At 74.3% G+C, this 18,367-nt stretch carries 15 protein-coding genes and 1 other RNA gene; 9 read left to right on the top strand and 7 right to left on the bottom strand.

Going from position 1 to position 18,367, the window contains the following annotated elements:
• Positions 1–38: 38 nt before the first annotated feature.
• Entirely contained in the window at positions 39–3,317 is a 3,279-nt protein-coding gene (locus ACFY0O_RS31010; RefSeq protein WP_388952766.1) for an FHA domain-containing protein, read from the bottom strand.
• Positions 3,318–3,799: 482 nt separating this feature from the next.
• On the opposite strand from ACFY0O_RS31010, the gene ACFY0O_RS31005 reads away from it, so the two are divergent.
• Together ACFY0O_RS31005 and ACFY0O_RS31000 are read left to right on the top strand one after the other, a co-directional pair.
• Entirely contained in the window at positions 3,800–5,623 is a 1,824-nt protein-coding gene (locus ACFY0O_RS31005) for a serine/threonine-protein kinase (RefSeq protein WP_388952763.1), read from the top strand.
• 200 nt (positions 5,624–5,823) lie between these two features.
• Positions 5,824–7,098 (top strand): serine/threonine-protein kinase, encoded by a 1,275-nt coding sequence (locus ACFY0O_RS31000; protein ID WP_388952761.1) that lies wholly within the window; start codon positions 5,824–5,826, stop codon positions 7,096–7,098.
• A gap of 131 nt (positions 7,099–7,229) precedes the next feature.
• Here the strand turns inward: ACFY0O_RS31000 and ACFY0O_RS30995 are convergent, their stop codons facing one another.
• Complete coding sequence (locus tag ACFY0O_RS30995; protein WP_388952758.1) at positions 7,230–8,282, bottom strand: isopenicillin N synthase family dioxygenase; 1,053 nt, start codon at positions 8,280–8,282, stop codon at positions 7,230–7,232.
• A 320-nt stretch (positions 8,283–8,602) separates the two neighbouring features.
• Between ACFY0O_RS30995 and prfB the strand changes: the two genes are divergently transcribed.
• On the top strand, positions 8,603–9,712 hold the full coding sequence (gene prfB / locus ACFY0O_RS30990; RefSeq protein ID WP_388952756.1) for a peptide chain release factor 2: 1,110 nt from the start codon (positions 8,603–8,605) through the stop codon (positions 9,710–9,712).
• Positions 9,713–9,802: 90 nt separating this feature from the next.
• On the opposite strand, the gene ACFY0O_RS30985 is transcribed toward prfB, so the two are convergent.
• Positions 9,803–9,991: a hypothetical protein gene (locus tag ACFY0O_RS30985; protein ID WP_079427415.1), complete on the bottom strand. Its 189-nt coding sequence runs from the start codon at positions 9,989–9,991 to the stop codon at positions 9,803–9,805.
• Between the two features lie 228 nt (positions 9,992–10,219).
• On the opposite strand from ACFY0O_RS30985, the gene ftsE reads away from it, so the two are divergent.
• From ftsE to ssrA, 5 genes are all read left to right on the top strand, one after another.
• Positions 10,220–10,909, top strand: a complete 690-nt coding sequence (gene ftsE, locus ACFY0O_RS30980) for a cell division ATP-binding protein FtsE (protein ID WP_358898286.1) — start codon at positions 10,220–10,222, stop codon at positions 10,907–10,909.
• Positions 10,910–10,927: 18 nt separating this feature from the next.
• A complete protein-coding gene (gene ftsX / locus ACFY0O_RS30975) occupies positions 10,928–11,911 on the top strand; it encodes a permease-like cell division protein FtsX (protein ID WP_358898288.1) in 984 nt (327 codons plus the stop codon).
• A gap of 67 nt (positions 11,912–11,978) precedes the next feature.
• Positions 11,979–13,163 (top strand): S41 family peptidase, encoded by a 1,185-nt coding sequence (locus tag ACFY0O_RS30970; RefSeq protein ID WP_388952753.1) that lies wholly within the window; start codon positions 11,979–11,981, stop codon positions 13,161–13,163.
• Positions 13,164–13,181: 18 nt separating this feature from the next.
• Positions 13,182–13,667 carry an SsrA-binding protein SmpB gene (smpB, locus tag ACFY0O_RS30965; RefSeq protein WP_388952751.1) on the top strand — a complete coding sequence of 162 codons (486 nt, stop codon included), beginning with the start codon at positions 13,182–13,184 and terminating at the stop codon, positions 13,665–13,667.
• 100 nt (positions 13,668–13,767) lie between these two features.
• Positions 13,768–14,156: a transfer-messenger RNA gene (gene ssrA, locus ACFY0O_RS30960) on the top strand.
• Positions 14,157–14,235: 79 nt separating this feature from the next.
• Here the strand turns inward: ssrA and ACFY0O_RS30955 are convergent.
• Together ACFY0O_RS30955 and ACFY0O_RS30950 are read right to left on the bottom strand one after the other, a co-directional pair.
• Positions 14,236–14,493, bottom strand: a complete 258-nt coding sequence (locus tag ACFY0O_RS30955) for a Txe/YoeB family addiction module toxin (protein ID WP_344155530.1) — start codon at positions 14,491–14,493, stop codon at positions 14,236–14,238.
• Positions 14,490–14,765 (bottom strand): type II toxin-antitoxin system Phd/YefM family antitoxin, encoded by a 276-nt coding sequence (locus tag ACFY0O_RS30950; protein ID WP_358898296.1) that lies wholly within the window; start codon positions 14,763–14,765, stop codon positions 14,490–14,492. Before ACFY0O_RS30950 ends, ACFY0O_RS30955 begins: the two co-directional genes overlap by 4 nt.
• A gap of 94 nt (positions 14,766–14,859) precedes the next feature.
• Between ACFY0O_RS30950 and ACFY0O_RS30945 the strand changes: the two genes are divergently transcribed.
• The gene (locus ACFY0O_RS30945; protein WP_388952746.1) at positions 14,860–15,408 is read left to right on the top strand and encodes a GNAT family N-acetyltransferase; all 549 of its coding nucleotides are present in this window, start codon (positions 14,860–14,862) and stop codon (positions 15,406–15,408) included.
• A gap of 63 nt (positions 15,409–15,471) precedes the next feature.
• Here the strand turns inward: ACFY0O_RS30945 and ACFY0O_RS30940 are convergent, their stop codons facing one another.
• Together ACFY0O_RS30940 and ACFY0O_RS30935 are read right to left on the bottom strand one after the other, a co-directional pair.
• Entirely contained in the window at positions 15,472–16,887 is a 1,416-nt protein-coding gene (locus tag ACFY0O_RS30940) for an SH3 domain-containing protein (RefSeq protein ID WP_388952743.1), read from the bottom strand.
• Between the two features lie 119 nt (positions 16,888–17,006).
• Positions 17,007–18,293: an MFS transporter gene (locus ACFY0O_RS30935; RefSeq protein WP_388952740.1), complete on the bottom strand. Its 1,287-nt coding sequence runs from the start codon at positions 18,291–18,293 to the stop codon at positions 17,007–17,009.
• Positions 18,294–18,367 lie beyond the last annotated feature (74 nt).

The raw sequence follows: 18,367 nt of genomic DNA, 5'->3' as shown, positions 1-18,367 counted from the left end.
CACCCCCGCAATACCGCGTCACGGGGGAGCGGCGGCGCTCAGGGGGCCGCCGGGAACAGCACCGGTATGGCCGAGACCAGGTGGGAGGCCCGGTCGAGGGCGCTGGCCAGGAGGGCGAGGTCGGTCGGCCCGTTGCCGAGCTCCCGCACCGGACGGCGGGCCGGCGGGTCGCCCATCCGCTCCCACTCCAGCGGAACCACGGTGGGCCTCAGGGTCGCGGTGCGCGGGATCCGACCGGTGATCCGGCCCGCCTGGAACGGGACGGCCCGCCCGTCGGCGTACAGCAGCCGGCCGCGGCCGGGGCCCGGCCGGTCCGGGGCGTCCAGCTCCACCCGCAGCGCCGCCTGCCGGGCCGGCTCGGTCTCGGCGGTGCGGTCCGGGCGGGCGGTGGCCGCGATCAGGTGCACCCCGAGGCGGGCGCCCTCACGGGCCACGCCCTCCAGGATCCGGACGAGGGAACCCGCCGCGGGCCGGCCGGGGCTGCCCAGGGCCGGGGCGACCAGCGCGTCGAAGTCGTCCACCAGCAGCACCAGCCGGGGCAGCGGGCTCGGCCCGGCGGCCGGGTCGGTGCGCGGCGCCGAGGCCCGCAGCCGCAGGGTGCCGGTGCGCTGCGGGTCGAGGTCGCCGCGGTGTTCGCCCGGGCCGGGGTCGCGGGGCGAGACCATCCGGTCGGAGAGGCTGCGCCGGCCGTGCCACTCCGTGAACGGCACCCCGTCCAGCAGCTCGTGGCGGCGCTTGAGCTCGGTCGCGAGGGCCTGCGCGAACTCCCGCATCCGCAGCGGGTCCGAGGCCACGAGGTGGGCCGAGACGTGAGGGAGCTCCGTGCAGGGCAGCAGGCCCTCGCCGCGCTCGCCGCCCGCGCCGTCCAGGAGGAGCAGGCCCAGGTGGTCCGGGCGGAACCCGGCCGCCAGGGAGGCGGCGAGGGAGCGCAGGAGCTCCGTGCGGCCGCTGCCGGCGGGGCCCTCGATCAGCAGGTGCGGGCCCTCGTGGACCAGCTCGGCGCCGACCGGCCCGCGCCGGCCCGCCCCGAGCACCACGTCGGCCAGGCCGCCGACGGCCCGGCCCTGGTCGGCGGCGGCCGCCCAGCGGGCCATCAGGGAGGCCGGGGTGGCACGGGCCAGCCCGAGCTCGTCGAGGAGCCGGGCGGCCGCGGGGAGGCTGGCGGCCGGGCGGTGCGCGTGGCTGTCCGCCGGGGGCACGTCCGCGCGCAGCGGGGCCAGGGCGCGGGCGAACCGCTCCGCCCAGGCGGCGGAGACCCCGTCGGCGACGGCGGTGCCGCCCGGCGGGACGAGCCGGCCGCCACTGACCGCGAAGGTGCGTACGGCGGTGGCGACGTCCCCGCTGAGCAGGGCGACGGCGGCGCAGTCCCGGAAGGCGGGGCCGCTCGCGCAGGCGGTGTCGTACGTCTGCGCCACCGGGGAGGCCGGGGTGGCGGCCGGGGCCTCGGCGAGCGCGAGGACGTGGACGCCGGCGGCGGGGCCGTGCGAGGCCAGCCGGCCGGTGAGCTCGCGCAGGGGGGCGCTACCGGGGTCGCCGTCCACGACGACGAGGGTGCGCGGGCCCTCGTACGCGTCGGCGGCGAGGCGCACCGCAGCCGGGTCGGCGGCCGCCCAGCCGCTGCCGAGCGGGCCGTCGTCCAGCCGCCGGGCCAGCTCCGCGACCCGGGCGGCGGCCTGGTCGCGGTCGTACGCGAGGAGCAGGCGGCAGTGCTGGCCGTGCGCGGGCCGTACGTGGGGCAGCCAGCCGAGCCAGGCCCAGTCGCGGCGGCGCTCCTGCAGGGGCCGCACGCGGTCGGCGGCCAGCAGCACGATCTCCAGCCGCGCGGGCGAGTGCAGTCCGGCGAGCTGCGCCACGACGGACCGGGCGACGCCCATGAGCCGGGCCCGCGGCCCGGCGACCCCGAGCGACCCGCTCGCGCGCAGCCCGACCCGGCTTCCGGCGCCCAGCCCCACCTCCAGGAACCCGGGGTGCCCGGGCCCCCGTGACCACAGCCGGCCGGTGGGGCCGAGCGCGGCGAGCAGCAGGGCGGCGGGGTCGTCGGCGTCGGGCACCGCGACGGCGGGCTCCGCCACCCCGACGGCCTCCACCACCCCGTCCTCCTCCCCCCGCACCCACTTCCGCGCCCAGGCCCCGATCCCGCCCCGCCGCCGCCGGGGTGCCCCCCCGTCCGCGACACCGCCGCCCCCACCGGGTGCGCCGTACCCGTACCCACCGCCCCCGGGCTGCGCCTCGCCGGGGGCGGCGGGTCCGGGGTGCGCGGGTCCGGGGCCCCCGGCCGCGCCGGCGTGCCCGGGGCTGGCGGGGTGGGCTCCGCCGGGGAAGCCAGTCGCACCTGGCTGCGCCGGGCCGCCGGGGGAGGGGTGCGTTTGCGTCCCGTGCGCGGGTGTGGCGCCGGGGTGCGACCCCGCGCCCGAGTCGTCGCCGTACGCGCCCGGCGCGCCGGGGCGGAGCCCCGTGGCGGGGTCGGGGGCGGAGCCCCCGTTTCGGGAAGGGGCGGGGTGGGGGACGAAGGACTCCGGCGCGCCGGAGCCCCCGGCCGACCGGCCCGCACCGCCGCCCGCACCTGCGCCCGGCCCCGACGCGCCGCCGCAGGCACCCGCGCCCCGGCCGGTACCGCCGCCGGAGGCACCCGCGCCCGGGCCCGGTCCGCCGCCGGAGGCGCCGGCGGTCGGGAGGGCGAGGTGGCCCTCCAGGTCGGGGACGACCGGGAGGCGGGTGCCGCCGCCCATGGCCAGGCGGAGGGTGGATTCGCCGATCCGCAGCAGCGCCCCCGGCGCCAGCGGGACCGCCCGGACCCCGACCTCCGCGCCGTCCAGCGCCGTCCCGTTGGTCGAGCCGAGGTCGGCCACCGCCACCCGCCCGTCCGGCATCACGGTGACCGTGCAGTGCAGCCGCGACACGTCCGGGTCGTCCAGCGGGACGTCCGCGTCGGCCGAGCGCCCGATCCGCACCGACCCGGGGTGCAGCAGGTGGACGCCGCCCGCGTCGGGACCGGCCACCACGTGCAGCTGAGGGGCGCCGAGCCCGTCGTCCCCGAGCGCGTCCGCGTCCGGCGCCGGGACGTGCAGCGTCAGCACGGCCCCGTCCACGAGCGGCGGCTCGCCCAGCACCGTGCGCTGGAGGTCGAGCCGCCGCGACCCCGCGTACAGCACCACGGTGCCTCCGGTGTCGGGCCCGCCGACGGTGGCCGCGAGCCCGGAGGCCACGGCGGCCAGCGCGGTTCCGGCGGGGGCGGTGACGAGCACGTCACAGCCGGCGGGCGCGGTGGCGGCCTGGTGGCCGCCGCGCGACCCGAGGACGGTCAGCCGGATCTGCATCGCCGTCAGCGGTCCCTTCTGCGCGGAGCGCAGTGCACGGTGCGGGGCGCCCGGCGGGAGGAGCGGCGGGACATGTCTGCCCGGTCAACCCCCCGCCCGGCACGGACGCTTCGTCCGTTCAGGTCAGCCGGAAGGCAGGGCTCCCGTCCCGGCCGTTCCGTACGGGTGCATCCTCGCACCTGTCGCCCGCAACACGCCCGGCACCCACCCAGGAATGATCTTGGTTGACGGCGGCCGCCTCCCCCCGCCGCTCGGATCCGGCCACCCGGTCGGGCGAACGACAAGGCGATTCCGTGGAAAAGAGCCTCCGGCATACGCCGCAAAACTCACCCTCCGCACAAATGTGCGGCAACCAACCTCCCCGGACCCGCGTCCTCCATCGAGACACCCCCTAGAGTTGGGCCGGAAACCCACCGGGACCCGACCCGCAGGGGACCCACGACAGCAGAACGAAGCAGAACGACAGCAGGGGAGCGCGAGACGTGCGGCCAGTCGGCAGCAAGTACCTGCTCGAGGAGCCGCTCGGACGCGGCGCCACGGGCACCGTCTGGCGTGCCCGCCTGGGGGTCCCCCCAGGCGCGCCAGCGCCGTGGGGGAGGGAGACGGCCGGCGCGGAGGCCGCCGTCGCAGGCCAGCCCGGCGAGACCGTGGCGATCAAGGTCCTCAAGGAGGAGCTGGCCCAGGACGCGGACATCGTCATGCGCTTCCTGCGCGAACGCTCCGTCCTGCTGCGCCTGACGCACCCCAACATCGTCCGCACCCGCGACCTCGTCGTCGAGGGCGACCTCCTCGCCCTCGTCATGGACCTGATCGACGGCCCGGACCTGCACAAGTACATCCGGCAGAACGGCCCCTTCAGCCCGGTCGCCGCCGCCCTGCTCACCGCGCAGATCGCGGACGCCCTGGCCGCCAGCCACGCCGACGGCGTCGTCCACCGCGACCTGAAGCCGGCCAACGTCCTGCTCGACGAGAGCAACGGGCAGATGAAGCCGATGCTCACCGACTTCGGCATCGCCCGCCTCGCCGATTCCCCGGGCCTCACCCGCACCCACGAGTTCGTCGGCACCCCCGCCTACGTCGCCCCCGAGTCCGCCGAAGGCCGCCCGCAGACCTCCGCCGTCGACATCTACGGCGCCGGCATCCTGCTGTACGAGCTCCTCACCGGCCGCCCGCCCTTCGCCGGCGGCACCGCGCTGGAGGTGCTCCACCGCCACCTCAGCGAGGACCCGCAGCGGCCCTCGTCCGTGCCCGAGGCGCTGTGGATCGTCATCGAGCGCTGCCTGCGCAAGGAGCCCGACGAGCGCCCGAGTGCCGAGAGCCTGGCCCGCGGCCTGCGCGTGGTCGCCGCCGGCATCCGCGTGCACTCCTCGCCCGACGAGGTCGAGGCCGCCCTCGGCGTCGGCGCCCTGCTCGCGCCCGACCCCTCCCCGGCGCCGGTGCCGACCTCGGCCCCCCAGTTCCCCGGGAGCGCCGCGCCGACCGAGGTGACGCCCGTGGTGGCGGCGGGGGACTACGACCCGAACGCCATGACCAGCGTCCTGCCGCCGGTCGACGGGGCGGACGCCACCACCGTCCTGCCGCCCGTCGCCGGCGGTCCGGGCGCGGGCGGGGGCCCGGGCGCCCCCGACCCGACCTCCGTCATGCCGCCCGTGCAGCGGCCCGACGCCCCGCACCCGTGGCAGTCGCAGATGGCCGCCGCGCGGGACCGCAACGAGCAGACGCAGATGCACTACCTCGACCCGAGCGAGGACCCCCTGCGCCGCCGCCCGCAGCGCCAGGCCCCGCCGCCCCCGCAGCACCAGCCGCGCCAGAACCAGCAGCCGCAGCAGTACCAGCAGCCGCCGCAGTACCGCCCGGCCCCGTCGCCGCAGCAGCAGTACCAGCAGCAGCCGCCCCAGTACGCCCCGCAGCCCCAGCAGTACCAGCAGCCGCAGGCGTACCAGCCCCCGCAGCAGCCGCAGGCGTACCAGCCTCCGCAGCAGCAGCCCCCGCGGCAGCCGCAGCAGCCGCAGCAGCGTCCGCCCCGGCAGCAGCCCCCGCGTGAGCCGCGACCGCCGCGCGAGCCGCGCGGCCGCAGCGCCAACCCGATCCGCATCCCGGGCCTCGGCTGCCTCAAGGGCTGCCTCGTCCTGATCCTGCTGCTCTTCGTGGGCGGCTGGCTGGTCTGGGAACTGACCCCGCTCCAGGAGTGGGTCGGCACCGGCAAGGGCTGGTGGGACCAGGTGTGGAGCTGGGGCAGCGACGCCGTCGACTTCGTCGGCTCGATCGGCGACAAGACGAACGGCGGCGCCGACACCGGTTCCTGACGCACAGGCAGGCGCGGACGTTCGCGAAGTCGGCGCTACGGGGGGCCTTTTCGGCCCTCCGTAGCGCCGACCTTGTGGATTTGTCGACATCCAGGACGTGATTTCGCCCGCAGAAGTGAAGGTCACCGCGATCCGCAGCGCCGGGCCCCCATTCGGCCGCGTAGCTTTGGGGCGTTACGCCAGCCGCTGAGGGAGCAGTCGTGGCACGGAAGATCGGCAGCCGGTACACAGCGCACCAGATCCTGGGGCGCGGCAGCGCGGGCACGGTGTGGCTGGGCGAGGGGCCGGACGGGCCCGTCGCGGTCAAGCTGCTGCGCGAGGACCTCGCCTCCGACCAGGAACTGGTCGGACGCTTCGTCCAGGAGCGCAGCGCCCTGCTCGGCCTGGAACACCCGCACATCGTCTCCGTCCGCGACCTGGTCGTGGACGGCAACGACCTCGCCCTCGTCATGGACCTCGTCCGCGGCACGGACCTGCGCACCCGCCTCGACCGCGAGCGGCGGATGGCCCCCGAGGCGGCCGTGGCCGTCGTCGCGGACGTCGCGGACGCGCTGGCCGCCGCGCACGCGGCGGGCGTCGTCCACCGGGACGTGAAGCCCGAGAACGTCCTGCTCGACATGCAGGGCCCCCTCGGCCCCGGCGGCGCGCACCCCGCGCTGCTGACCGACTTCGGCGTGGCCAAGCTCATCGACCACCCGCGCCGGACCCCCGCGCCCGTCGGGGCGCGGGCGGCGGCACCGGCCACGCGGATCATCGGCACGCCGGACTACCTGGCCCCCGAGATAGTGGAGGGCCTGCCCCCGCGGGCGGCCGTCGACATATACGCCCTCGCCACGGTGCTGTACGAGCTGCTGGCCGGGTTCACCCCCTTCGGCGGGGGCCACCCGGGCGCCGTGCTGCGCCGGCACGTCACCGAGACCGTGGTACCGCTGCCGGGGATCCCCGAGGAGCTGTGGCAGCTGATCGTCCAGTGCCTGGCCAAGGCCCCGGCGTCGCGGCTGCGGGCCTCGGAGCTGTCCGTGCGGCTGCGGGAGCTGCTGCCGCTGCTGGCCGGGATGCCGCCGCTGGACGTGGACGAGCCCGACGACGCGGAGCCGGCCGAGGCGGAGGCGGCGGCCGCCTCCGAGGAGGCGGTGGCCGCGGATCCGGTGCGGCGGCGGGGGGTGGTGCCGCTGGTCCCGGGCTCCGCGACGGACTCCAACCGGGACACCCACACCTCCATGCGGGTACCGACGCCCGACGAGCTCGCGGGCGGGGCGCTGGGCACCGCGCGCGTCCCGCGCCCGGCCGGCGGCCACCGGCCGGGCACCGCCCGGCACCGGGCGGAGGCGGTGCGCAAGCGGCGGCTGGTCCTCTCGGCGTCGGCGGTGGCGCTGGCCGCGGCGGTGGGCGTCGGCAGCTGGCTGGCCACCTCCGGCGACGACCCGGCCCCCCGCCCCGCGGGCCCGTCCCACTCGAACCCGACCCACCGCTAGGGCTCGGGCTCGGCTGGTCGTTGCCCGCGGCAGCGCCCGGAACGGGTCCGGGCGAAGCCCGGGGAACGGTGGAAGGGCGGGTAGGGGACCGGCCCCGCGCAGCGGCCCACCCCGGCCCCGCCCCCGGACGGCTACGCCGCTACCAGCGACGGGTGCCAGCGCCGCGCCACGGCGGGGTGCGCCCGGACCCAGCCCTTCAGCTCGTTGCGCCCGTACTCCGCGTGCAGCGGGTTCGACGCGTCGTGCGCCACCCCCGGCGCGGACCGCAGGTACTCCCCGGGCACGGTCTCGATCACCGCGTCCAGCCGGGGGTTGTAGAAGAACGGCACCGAGAACCGCTCCACCGCCCCCGGCGGACTGACCACCCGGTGGTCGGTGGCCACCAGGTACCCCTCCGTGGCGATCTCCAGCAGCTCGCCCAGGTTCACCACGAACGCCCCCGGCAGCGGCGGGATGTCCACGAAACCGCCGTCCCGGACGACCTGGAGCCCGCCCACCCCGTCCTGCAGCAGCAGGGTCAGGAAGCCGTAGTCCTTGTGCGCGCCGACCCCCTGGTCCGCGCCCGACGGGGCCGACCCGGGGTAGCGGATCAGCTTCGTGTGCAGGTGCGGCCGGTCCGCGAAGGCCGCGTCGAAGAAGTCCGAGGGGGCCCCGATCGCCGTCAGCAGCTCCCGCAGCAGCCGGTGCGCCACCGCCGCCAGCCGCTCCTGCCAGCCCAGCACCACCTCCCGCAGCTCCGGCAGCGACGCCGGCCACTGGTTCGGCCCCTCCAGCCACAGGTACGCCGGGTCCTGCGGCCCCAGCTCCGGCGCCGGCCGCTCCGCTCCCACGTCCAGCTGGTCCCGCCAGTCCGAGGCCCCGCCCGTCAGCTCGTGCCCGATGCGGGTGTAACCGCGGAAGTGCGGGGAGTTCAGGTTGCTCACGGCCAGCCGGTCGGCCTCGGGGAGCGCGAAGAAGGCCCGGGTCAGCTCCAGGATGCGGGCGGTCTCGGCCTCCGTTATCCCGTGGCCCGTCAGGTACAGGAAGCCGGTGTCGCGGGCGGCGGCGTGCAGCTGCTTGAGGAAGTCGTCCCGCTCCGCGGGGTCGTCGGCCCGGGAGAGGTCGATCACAGCGAGCGAAGGAGAGGGGGAGGAGGACGCGGCGGAGGAGGCGGAGAAGGTGGAGGAAGGGTGCGCGGACGGCATGACGGCTCCGTTTCGGATGTCACGGGGTCCTGTGCCCCAGAGATGGCGGGGCAGCGGGCAGCGTGGAACGGACCGGCCGGCAGGGATGGCGCCGGGCGGGCGTGACCGCGTACAGGACCGAAGTCGGATCGGGGTTGATCAGGCTTGTGCGAGGTCCGGCGGCAGACAGCTCGTGGTGGTGACACGCATGTGGTCCACATGGCGGCGCTTCACGAGTAGAACGGTCATACGGTGAGCGTACGCCCGTACCCGCCCTCCTCCGAAGCCGTTGATCCGGCCTGGCCGGAGATGGCCGTCCGGGGACCGGCTACGCTGGACCCGTGGCAGTCGTCGATGTTTCCGAAGAGCTGAAGTCCCTCTCCTCGACCATGGGGTCGATCGAGGCCGTCCTGGACCTCGACAAGCTGAGGGCAGAAATCGCCGTGCTCGAGGAGCAGGCCGCCGCGCCGTCCCTGTGGGACGACCCGGACGCCGCCCAGAAGATCACGAGCAAGCTTTCGCACCTCCAGGCGGAGGTCCGCAAGACCGAGACCCTCCGCGGCCGCATCGACGACCTCGCGGTGCTGTTCGAGCTCGCCCAGGAGATGGACGACGCGGACACCCTCGCCGAGGCCGAGGCCGAGCTGGTGTCCGTCCGCAAGGCGCTGGACGAGATGGAGGTCCGCACCCTGCTCTCCGGCGAGTACGCCGAGCGCGAGGCGCTGGTCAACATCCGCGCCGAGGCCGGCGGCGTCGACGCCTCCGACTTCGCCGAGCGCCTCCAGCGCATGTACCTGCGCTGGGCCGAGCGCCACGGCTACGCCACCGAGATCTACGAGACCTCGTACGCGGAAGAGGCCGGCATCAAGTCGACCACCTTCGTGGTCAAGGCCCCGTACGCCTACGGCACCCTCTCCGTCGAGCAGGGCACCCACCGCCTCGTGCGCATCTCGCCCTTCGACAACCAGGGCCGCCGCCAGACCTCCTTCGCCGGCGTCGAGGTGCTGCCGGTCGTCGAGTCCAGCGACCACGTCGAGATCGACGAGGGCGAGCTGCGCATCGACGTGTACCGCGCCTCCGGCCCCGGCGGCCAGGGCGTCAACACCACCGACTCGGCCGTGCGCATCACGCACCTCCCGACCGGCATCGTGGTCTCCTGCCAGAACGAGCGCTCGCAGATCCAGAACAAGGCCAGCGCCATGAACGTGCTCCAGGCCAAGCTGCTGGAGCGGCGCCGCCAGGAGGAGCAGGCCAAGATGGACGCCCTCAAGGACGGCGGCAGCTCCTGGGGCAACCAGATGCGCTCCTACGTCCTGCACCCGTACCAGATGGTCAAGGACCTGCGGACGGAGTTCGAGGTCGGCAACCCGCAGGCGGTCCTCGACGGCGACATCGACGGCTTCCTGGAGGCCGGCATCCGCTGGCGCAAGCAGCAGGAGCAGGGCGCTTAAGCCCCAGCCCCCTACACGGTGAGGAAGGGCCCGGACACCATCGGTGTCCGGGCCCTTCCTTCTCGGCCTGTGATCGGAGCGCGGCGCGGCCTACGCGGCGCGGGCCACCAGTGCCAGCGCGGCCACCAGCACCACCATGAGCGCGATGAGCGCCATCGGATTCAGCCCTGCGAAGGGGCCCTCCTGCTGGAGGCGCTCCCGGTTCGCCCGGCACACCGGGCAGCGGCCCTGGCTGACAGGTGCGGCGCAGTTCGCGCACACGAGCCGGTCATATGTCATGCGCTCCTCCTCTCGTCCCCTCATGACGCTTAACGGCAAGGGGACCGAGTCCGTTCCCCCTACCACTGTGCCAGCTCCGCCGACATTCGGCGCGGCCCGTCCGGGCACGAGCGATCGGGCTCCCCCGGGAGCCGGGGATAAATGGGGCAACTCCGGATGCCGGGTCCCTACCCGGCGCCCGTTCGCGTATGGTCACGCACACCTACTCCCGGCGACCGTGGTGCACCCGTGATCCGATTCGACAACGTCTCCAAGTCCTACCCGAAGCAAACCCGGCCCGCACTCAGAGATGTCTCCCTCGACATCGCCAAGGGCGAGTTCGTCTTCCTGGTCGGCTCCTCCGGCTCCGGCAAGTCCACCTTCCTGCGGCTGGTCCTGCGCGAGGAACGGGCGAGCCACGGGCAGGTGCACGTCCTGGGCAAGGACCTCGCCAAGCTCTCCAACTGGAAGGTCCCGCACATGCGGCGCCAGCTGGGGACCGTCTTCCAGGACTTCCGGCTCCTGCCCAACAAGACGGTGGCCGAGAACGTCGCCTTCGCCCAGGAGGTCATCGGCAAACCCCGCGGCGAGATCCGCAAGGCCGTCCCGCAGGTGCTGGAGCTGGTCGGCCTCGGCGGCAAGGAGGACCGGATGCCGGGCGAGCTGTCCGGCGGCGAGCAGCAGCGCGTGGCCATCGCCCGCGCCTTCGTCAACCGGCCCGCCCTGCTGATCGCCGACGAGCCGACGGGCAACCTCGACCCGCAGACCTCCGTCGGGATCATGAAGCTGCTGGACCGGATCAACCGGACCGGCACCACCGTCATCATGGCCACGCACGACCAGCAGATCGTGGACCAGATGCGCAAGCGCGTCATCGAACTCGAACAGGGCCGACTCGTACGCGACCAGTCGCGCGGCGTCTACGGCTACCAGCACTGAAAGGTCCCCCAAGACGCCATGCGCGCCCAGTTCGTCATGTCGGAGATCGGCGTAGGACTCCGCCGCAATCTCACCATGACCTTCGCGGTCATCATCTCCGTGGCCCTGTCGCTGGCCCTCTTCGGCGGCTCCCTGCTCATGCGGGACCAGGTCAGCGCCATGAAGGGGTACTGGTACGACAAGGTCAACGTCACCGTCTACCTCTGCACCAAGAACGACGCCGTCGACGCCGCGGACGGCACCCCGGCGGCCGCCGGCGCCCCGGGCACCCCGGCCGCGCCCGCCGCCGGCAACGGCAAGCCCTGCTCCAAGGGGGCCGTCACGCCCGAGCAGAAGCAGGGCATCGAGCGCGAGCTCAAGAAGATGGACCTGGTCCAGACCGTCATGTACGAGTCCTCGGACGAGGCCTACAAGCACTACAAGGAGCGCTTCGGCCACACCGCCCTGGCCTCCGTCGTCACCCCCGACCAGATGCCCGACTCCTTCCGGGTCAAGCTGAAGAACCCGGAGAAGTACGAGGTCATCACCTCGGCCTTCGCCGGCCGCGACGGGGTGCAGTCGGTCCAGGACCAGTCCCTGGAACTCGACAACCTCTTCGCCCTGCTGGGCACCCTCAACTGGGCCGCCCTCGGCATCATGCTGATCATGCTGATCGTGGCGCTGCTGCTGATCGTCAACACGGTGCGCGTCTCGGCGTTCAGCCGTCGGCGGGAGACCGGCATCATGCGGCTGGTCGGCGCCTCGGGCTTCTACATCCAGGTCCCGTTCATCATGGAGGCGGCCGTGGCCGGCCTCATCGGCGCCGGCTTCGCCTGCGGCATGCTGGGCGCCGTCCAGTACTTCGTGATCGACCACGGCATCGCACTCCGCGAGAAGCTCCAGCTGATCAACTTCATCGGCTGGGACGCCGTCTTCACCAAGCTCCCCCTGGTCCTGGTCATCGGCCTCCTGATGCCCTCCCTGGCGGCGTTCGTGGCGTTGCGCAAGTACCTGAAGGTGTGACGAGTGCCGCCTGTCGGCTGCGGTCAACCCGCCTTGCGGCAGCGGTGCTTGTCCTAGACTCGGCCGCATGCCGGGTCTGCCCGCTCTCTGTCTCCGGCCCCGTGACCTGCGTCGCGGGGCCGTTCTGACGCTGCTGTTCGCCGTGTCCGTCGGTACGGCGGCCGCCACCGGATGCTGGGGTTCCGACGGGGTGGGCGGGGCTTCGGCCGCCGTCCTCGCGGATGCGGGCCCGGCGGGGGGCGGCCCGGCCGCCGGGACCGCCGACCGGGAGGCCGTCGCGCGGGCCGCCGCCGAGGCCGTCGCCGAGGGGAAGTCCGGCAAGAAGGCCGCCCAGGAGGTGGTCAGCCGCAGCGGGGACCGCTGGGGCACCGTCTACGACCAGGGCGAGTACGCGGCCTTCGCCGAGGACCTCGACGGCCGCTGGACCGGCGTCGGGCTGTGGACCGGGCGCCGCGGCGACGGCCGGATCGAGGTCGACCGGGTCCAGCCCGACAGCCCCGCCGCCCGGGCCGGGCTGCGGGCCGGGGACCGGCTGCTGAGCGTCGACGGCCGCGAGGTCACCGGTCTGCCCGTCGCCGAGGTGGTGGCCCTGCTGCGCGGCGAGGCCGGCACCCCGGTGGTCCTCGGCGTCGGCCGGGACGGCGCCGCCCTCACCGAGACCGTCCGCCGGGCCGAGCTGCACGCCGACCCCGTGACCGTACGGCGCCTCGCGGGCGGCATCACCGTGATCAAGGTGGCCTCCTTCACCAGGGGTTCGGGCGAGCGCGTCAAGGAGGCCCTGCGGGAGGCCCCGCCCGGCGGCGGGGTGATGCTGGACCTGCGCGGCAACCCGGGCGGGCTGGTCGCCGAGGCGGTCACGGCGGCCTCCGCGTTCCTGGACGGCGGGCTCGTGGCGACGTACGACGTACGGGGCTCCGAGCGCGCCCTGTACGCCGCCCCCGGCGGGGACACCGGCCGCCCCCTGGTGGCCCTCGTGGACGGCGGCACGATGAGCGCCGCCGAGCTCGTCACCGGCGCCCTCCAGGACCGCGGCCGTGCGGTGACGGTCGGCACCCGCACCTTCGGCAAGGGTTCCGTGCAGATGCCGACCCCGCTCCCGGGCGGGGCGGTGGCGGAGCTGACGGTGGGCACGTACCGCACCCCGGCGGGCCGCAGCATCGACGGCGGGGGCATCACCCCGGACCTGGCGGCCGGCGACGGGGCCGAGGAGCGGGCTCGGAAGGTATTGGGTGGCCTCGGGGCGGGGTCGTAGTGCGAAAATGACCGCACTATGGCTAAGGAAAAAGGGCGCAAGCTGATCGCCCAGAACAAGAAGGCGCGGCACGACTACGCGATCATCGACACCTACGAGTGCGGCATCGTGCTCACGGGCACCGAGGTCAAGTCCCTGCGCCAGGGCCGGGCCTCGCTGGTGGACGGCTTCGTGTCGGTGGAGAGCGGCGAGGTGTGGATGTACAACGTCCACGTGCCGGAGTACAGCCAGGGCACCTGGACCAACCACAGCGCCCGCCGCAAGCGCAAGCTCCTCATGCACCGCGAGGAGATCGACAAGCTGGCGCGCAAGGCGGAGGAGTCGGGCCACACGGTCGTGCCGCTGTCCCTGTACTTCAAGGACGGCCGCGCGAAGGTCGAGATCGCGCTGGCGAAGGGCAAGAAGGAGTACGACAAGCGCCAGACCCTGCGCGAGAAGCAGGACACGCGCGAGACCCAGCGGACGATCTCGGCGATCCGGCGCAAGCAGCGGGGCACGGTTTAATCTCCTGGCACGCGGAGGTCCACTTCGCGTACCATGGGCGTCAGCACCGCCCCTCCGGGGTCGGCGCACCTTGAGCAGTACCTAATTAAAGAGTGAACATGGGGATGATCGGTTTCGACAGCGGATGTCGATGCAGGGGAAGCGAGCCGAGGAAGCGGCAATGATCTCGCTAACCACATGTCGCAAAAAATAATCGCCAACACCAAGAGCGATAACTCCCGCTTCACCCTCGCTGCCTAATAACAGTGAGCTGAAGCCTCTGTGAGGAGCGTCAGCCCGGAAGTGGTCCCGGTCCGGATCCTGGCGTCAACTAGGGATCTAAACCTCTAGCCCCGGTCACGGGGGTTGGAGGGAAACCAAACAGTGACTGAGCCCGTCGGAGACTTGTCCGTGTGATCTCCGGGGCCGAGAAAAGCGCAGCGGACTGCGCTCGGAGAAGCCCTGCTTCTGCACCGTTGGACGCGGGTTCGATTCCCGCCATCTCCACTCATCCCATGTGGGCGAAGGCCCCGCAGCCGGTCGGTTGCGGGGCCTTCGTCATGTCCGGGGTGCGCTCGCGGCGGCCGGTTCAGTAGTGGTACCGGGCCTTGAGGATCTTCACTTCCTTCTCGTCCGCCCGGTACACGAGGCGGTGCTCGTCGTCGATGCGGCGGGACCAGTAGCCGGACAGGTCTCCCTTCAGCGGCTCCGGTTTGCCGATCCCGGCGAACGGGTCACGCTGGACCTCGCCGATGAGCCGGGTGATCCTGCGGGCCGTCTTCCGGTCGGAGGCGAGCCAGAACAGGAAGTCCTCCCAGGCTGCCGGGTCGAAGTGGACGCTCCTCACTCCTCGCCCCCGGCCAACTCCCGCAACTCGTCCATGCTCTTGGCGACGGTGGCCGCGCCCTCGCGGTCGCGGGCGACGGCCTCCATCAACCGCTGCGCGTTGGCGGGCGAGCGCAGCAGGTAGACGGTCTCCTGCCAGGAGTCGTAGTCGTCGGCGGACATCAGGACGGCATCGCCGTTGCGCGAGGTGATGCGCACGGGGGTGTGATCGGTGTTGACCCGCTCGATCAGGGGGAAAAGGCCCGCCCGGGCTTCGCTGGCGCTTATGGACATCGTCGTCTCCTCTCGGGGTGGTACGGGTTCATGGTACGACTCAGGTACCAAAATCCGGTCCCGCTATGCCGCGGTGATCCACTAGGGTGGCGCGATGTTCGAAGGAAACCTGGTGAGACTGCGGGCGCTGCGCGCCGAAGATGCCGAACACCACGTGCGGTGGCGCAACGACCCGGAGGTGGTGCGTCTGGCCGCCGCCGGCGATCCCCTGTTCGGGCCGGTCACGGCGGAGGCGGTCGCGAACGCGTTCGAGGGGAAGCTGCGGCTGGTGCCGCGGGAGGCGGCCGTGTTCACGGTCGAGGAGCTGGAGAGCGGCCGGGTCATCGGCATGGTCGACTACCGCGACCTCGACCCCTACGTCGGGGTGGCCACCTTGGGCGTCACCATCGGCGAGCGGGAGTTCTGGGGCCGCGGCCACGGCCGGGAGGCGACGCGGCTGCTGGTGGACCACCTGTTCGGCGCGTACGGGCTGCACCGGCTGGAGCTGGACACCTGGAGCGGCAACGAGCGTGCCGTGCGGGCCTTTTCGGGGCTCGGCTTCCGGGAGGAGGGGCGGCTGCGGTCGGCCGTGCTGGTGGCGGGGGAGCGCTACGACCGGGTGCTGTTCGGGATGCTGCGCGAGGAGTGGTCCCGCTCCGCGTGAGCGGTGGAACGGGCGAAGGCCCCGCGGCCTGGGGCTGCGGGGCCTTCGTGGTGCGTACGGGGGTCAGGAGCAGTACGGGACCTTGTTGAGGTTCAGGGCGTAGCGGGCGGCGATCCAGCCGCGGCCGTCGGCGAGCTTGTACCAGATCGCGTTGTCGTCGACCTGCTCGCCGTTGACCTTGCACTGCAGGGCCACGACCGTGTTCGCGGCGAGCTTGCCGGTCCTGCCGTAGCCCGTGCCGGGGCCGGAGCGGATGCCGAGGCCCTCGCCGGAGACCACGCGGGCCTTCGGGCCGCCCTTGCCGTGGTCGCCCTTGTCGCCCTTGCCGTGGTCACCCTTGCCGTGGTGGTCCTTGTCGTGGTCACCCTTGCCGCCGTGGTCCTTGCCGCCGTGGCTGCTGCACTTGCAGTCGCCGGGCTTGCCCTTGTCGCCCTTGGGGCCGCGGTCGCCCTTCGGGCCCTGCGGACCGGCCGGGCCGCGGTCGCCCCTGTCGCCCTTGTCGCCCTTCGGGCCCTGGGGGCCCTGGGGGCCTCCGGCCGGGCCGGTGTCGCCCTTCGGGCCCTGGTCGCCCTTCGGGCCGCGCGGGCCTTCGGGGCCACGGGGGCCGGTGGGGCCGCGGTCGCCCTTGGGGCCCTGGGGGCCGGTGTCGCCGGGGCGGCCCTGGGGGCCGCGCTCGCCGGTGTCGCCCCGGTCGCCCTTCGGGCCGCGGTCGCCGGTGTCTCCCTTGTCGCCCTTGGGACCCTGCGGGCCGCCCGCCGGGCCCGTGTCGCCCTTGGGCCCCTGCGGGCCGGTGTCGCCGCGGTCGCCCTTCGGGCCGCGGTCGCCCGTGTCACCGCGGTCGCCCTTGGGGCCGCGGTCGCCGGTGTCTCCCTTGTCGCCCTTGTCGCCCTTGGGGCCCGGGCGGCCGGGCCTGCCGTGGTGGCCCGGCTTGCCGTCGTGACCGTCGTGGCCGTCGTGGCCGTGCTCCCCGGGCGGGCCGTCGTCGCCCTTCGGGCCCCGGACCGGGGTGGCCACGGCGAACAGCGCGGGCGCGTCCTGGCCGTCCGACCACTCGCCGCCGTCCAGCGTGGTGCCCTCGGGGGCGTTCACGTCCACCTTCAGGGAAACCGCCAGCCGCGTCTGGGCGTTCGCCGGGAAGGCGAAGCCGGCGCGGGTCCCGGCGTTGCAGGTGAGCAGGCGCGCGTCCTTCGAGCGGTTGCACGAGCCGCCCGCCCGCTGCCCGTTCCAGTAGAACCGGGCCTCCGGGAACGTGGTGCGTTCCGGGGCGGTGATGCGGAAGGTGCTGCTGTGCGCCGGGTCCGCCCCGTTCAGGGCCGCGATGACGACGCGGCCCGTCTGCCCGGGGGCGATGGAGGGGACGTAGGGCTGGGAGAAGCGGACGTGCGAGGAGTCCGCCAGGGCGGGAACGGCGGGCATCAGACAGGACGCCGTGACGGCCGCGACGATCAGGGCCGAGGAGACGGAGCGCGAAGCAGACAAGGGGAGTTCCTCCGCTAAGGGAAGGGTTTGGGGGAAAGCCTCCCTAGTTATGGCGGATTGCGGCCTGGAAGGGTGCGACCCACGCGGTGGCGTCACCCGGCAGCCGGATGAAATCCCGATCAACGGCCGGGCCGTGGAGTCGCCGATCCGACAATCAGTGCGGCGATGGCGGCGGACGCCGGCAGCAGGTACGCCGTCCCCGTCCCGAGGCGGTCGACGGCCAGGCCCGCCGTCGCGGAGCCGGCCGCGATACCGGCGAGGATCGCGGTGACGGCCAGCGTCATGCCCTCGTTGAGACGGCCCTCGGGGGTGCGGGACTGGACCAGGCCCATCGCCGTGACCATCACCGGCGCCGTGGCCATCCCGGCCAGCAGCAGGGCCGCGGCGAGCGGCAGGACGGAGCCCGTGGCGGCCGCCGCCCAGGGCAGCGCCATCGCCCCCGCCAGCCAGACCAGACAGGTCCGCAGGCTCCGCGGGCGCCGTGCCCCGTACAGCAACCCGGCCGCGCAGGAGCCCGCCGCCTGGAGCGCGAGGACCGGGCCGGACGTGCCGCCCAGGCCCAGGGCGGCGAGGTGGGCGACCGAGGTGACCTCCATCGAGCCGAAGACCAGGCCGGTGGCCAGGAACAGGCCCAGGAGGGGCAGCAGGGCGCGCAGCGGAGACCGGCCCCGTCCGGCGCCCGGGGTCCCCCCGGCCGGGGGCTCGGTGGCGCGGTGGGCCGTGAACACCAGCATGCCGGTCAGCAGCAGCGCCGCCCCGGTGAGGGTGCCGGCCTCCGGGAAGGCGGCCGTGCACAGGAAGGCGGCGAGGACCGGGCCGAGCATGAAGCACAGCTCGTCGGCGGCCTGTTCGAAGGACATCGCGGTGTGGTGCGCGGAGCGGGGCAGCAGGTGCGTCCAGCGGGCCCGGGACATGCCGCCGGTGTTGGGGGTGGTGGCGGTGGCCGCGTAGGAGGCGAACAGGGTCCAGGCCGGTGCCTGCGCACGGACGCACAGGACCAGCGAGAGCGAGCCGAGGACCGCGATCACGGTGGCCGGAACGGCGATCCGGGCCTGCCCGTACCGGTCGACGAGGCGGGCCGTCCACGGGGCGACGACGGCGGTGGCGGCCATCCCGGTCGCGGTGACCGCCCCGGCGAGGGCGTACGAGCCGCGCTGCCCGGCGATCATCATGACCGCGCTGATCCCGAACATGCCCATGGGCAGCCGGGCGAGCAGGTTCCCGGCGGTGAACCCGCGCGCCCCGGGGACGGCGAACAGCCGGGCGTAGGGGCCCAGGAGGCGCACGGCGGCGGAACACCGGACGGAGGCGGAGGCGGAGGAAGGGGTGGGGGCGGAGGAAGGGGCGGGGGCGGCCAGGACCAGGGTGGTGCCCGTCACGGCCATGAGCGGGGTCTCTTGCGGCATGCACCGAGCCTGCGGCCCGGCCCCGCCCGGGGTCCAACACCTGTTCGGGGGCCATTCACGCCCTCCCGTTGTTA

Source organism: Streptomyces sp. NPDC001594, from assembly GCF_042893675.1.
Classification (GTDB): Bacteria; Actinomycetota; Actinomycetes; order Streptomycetales; family Streptomycetaceae; genus Streptomyces.
This window is presented reverse-complemented; position numbering and strand designations above follow the sequence as displayed.

Bases quoted from the DNA above. Each gene is read 5' to 3' on its own strand.
- ACFY0O_RS31010 (WP_388952766.1), bottom strand. From the start codon at position 3,317: ATGCAGATCCGGCTGACCGTCCTCGGGTCGCGCGGCGGCCACCAGGCC.
- ACFY0O_RS30995 (WP_388952758.1), bottom strand. From the start codon at position 8,282: ATGCCGTCCGCGCACCCTTCCTCCACCTTCTCCGCCTCCTCCGCCGCG.
- ACFY0O_RS30985 (WP_079427415.1), bottom strand. From the start codon at position 9,991: ATGACATATGACCGGCTCGTGTGCGCGAACTGCGCCGCACCTGTCAGC.
- ftsX (WP_358898288.1), top strand. From the start codon at position 10,928: ATGCGCGCCCAGTTCGTCATGTCGGAGATCGGCGTAGGACTCCGCCGC.
- ACFY0O_RS30970 (WP_388952753.1), top strand. From the start codon at position 11,979: ATGCCGGGTCTGCCCGCTCTCTGTCTCCGGCCCCGTGACCTGCGTCGC.
- smpB (WP_388952751.1), top strand. From the start codon at position 13,182: ATGGCTAAGGAAAAAGGGCGCAAGCTGATCGCCCAGAACAAGAAGGCG.
- ACFY0O_RS30950 (WP_358898296.1), bottom strand. From the start codon at position 14,765: ATGTCCATAAGCGCCAGCGAAGCCCGGGCGGGCCTTTTCCCCCTGATC.
- ACFY0O_RS30945 (WP_388952746.1), top strand. From the start codon at position 14,860: ATGTTCGAAGGAAACCTGGTGAGACTGCGGGCGCTGCGCGCCGAAGAT.
- ACFY0O_RS30935 (WP_388952740.1), bottom strand. From the start codon at position 18,293: ATGCCGCAAGAGACCCCGCTCATGGCCGTGACGGGCACCACCCTGGTC.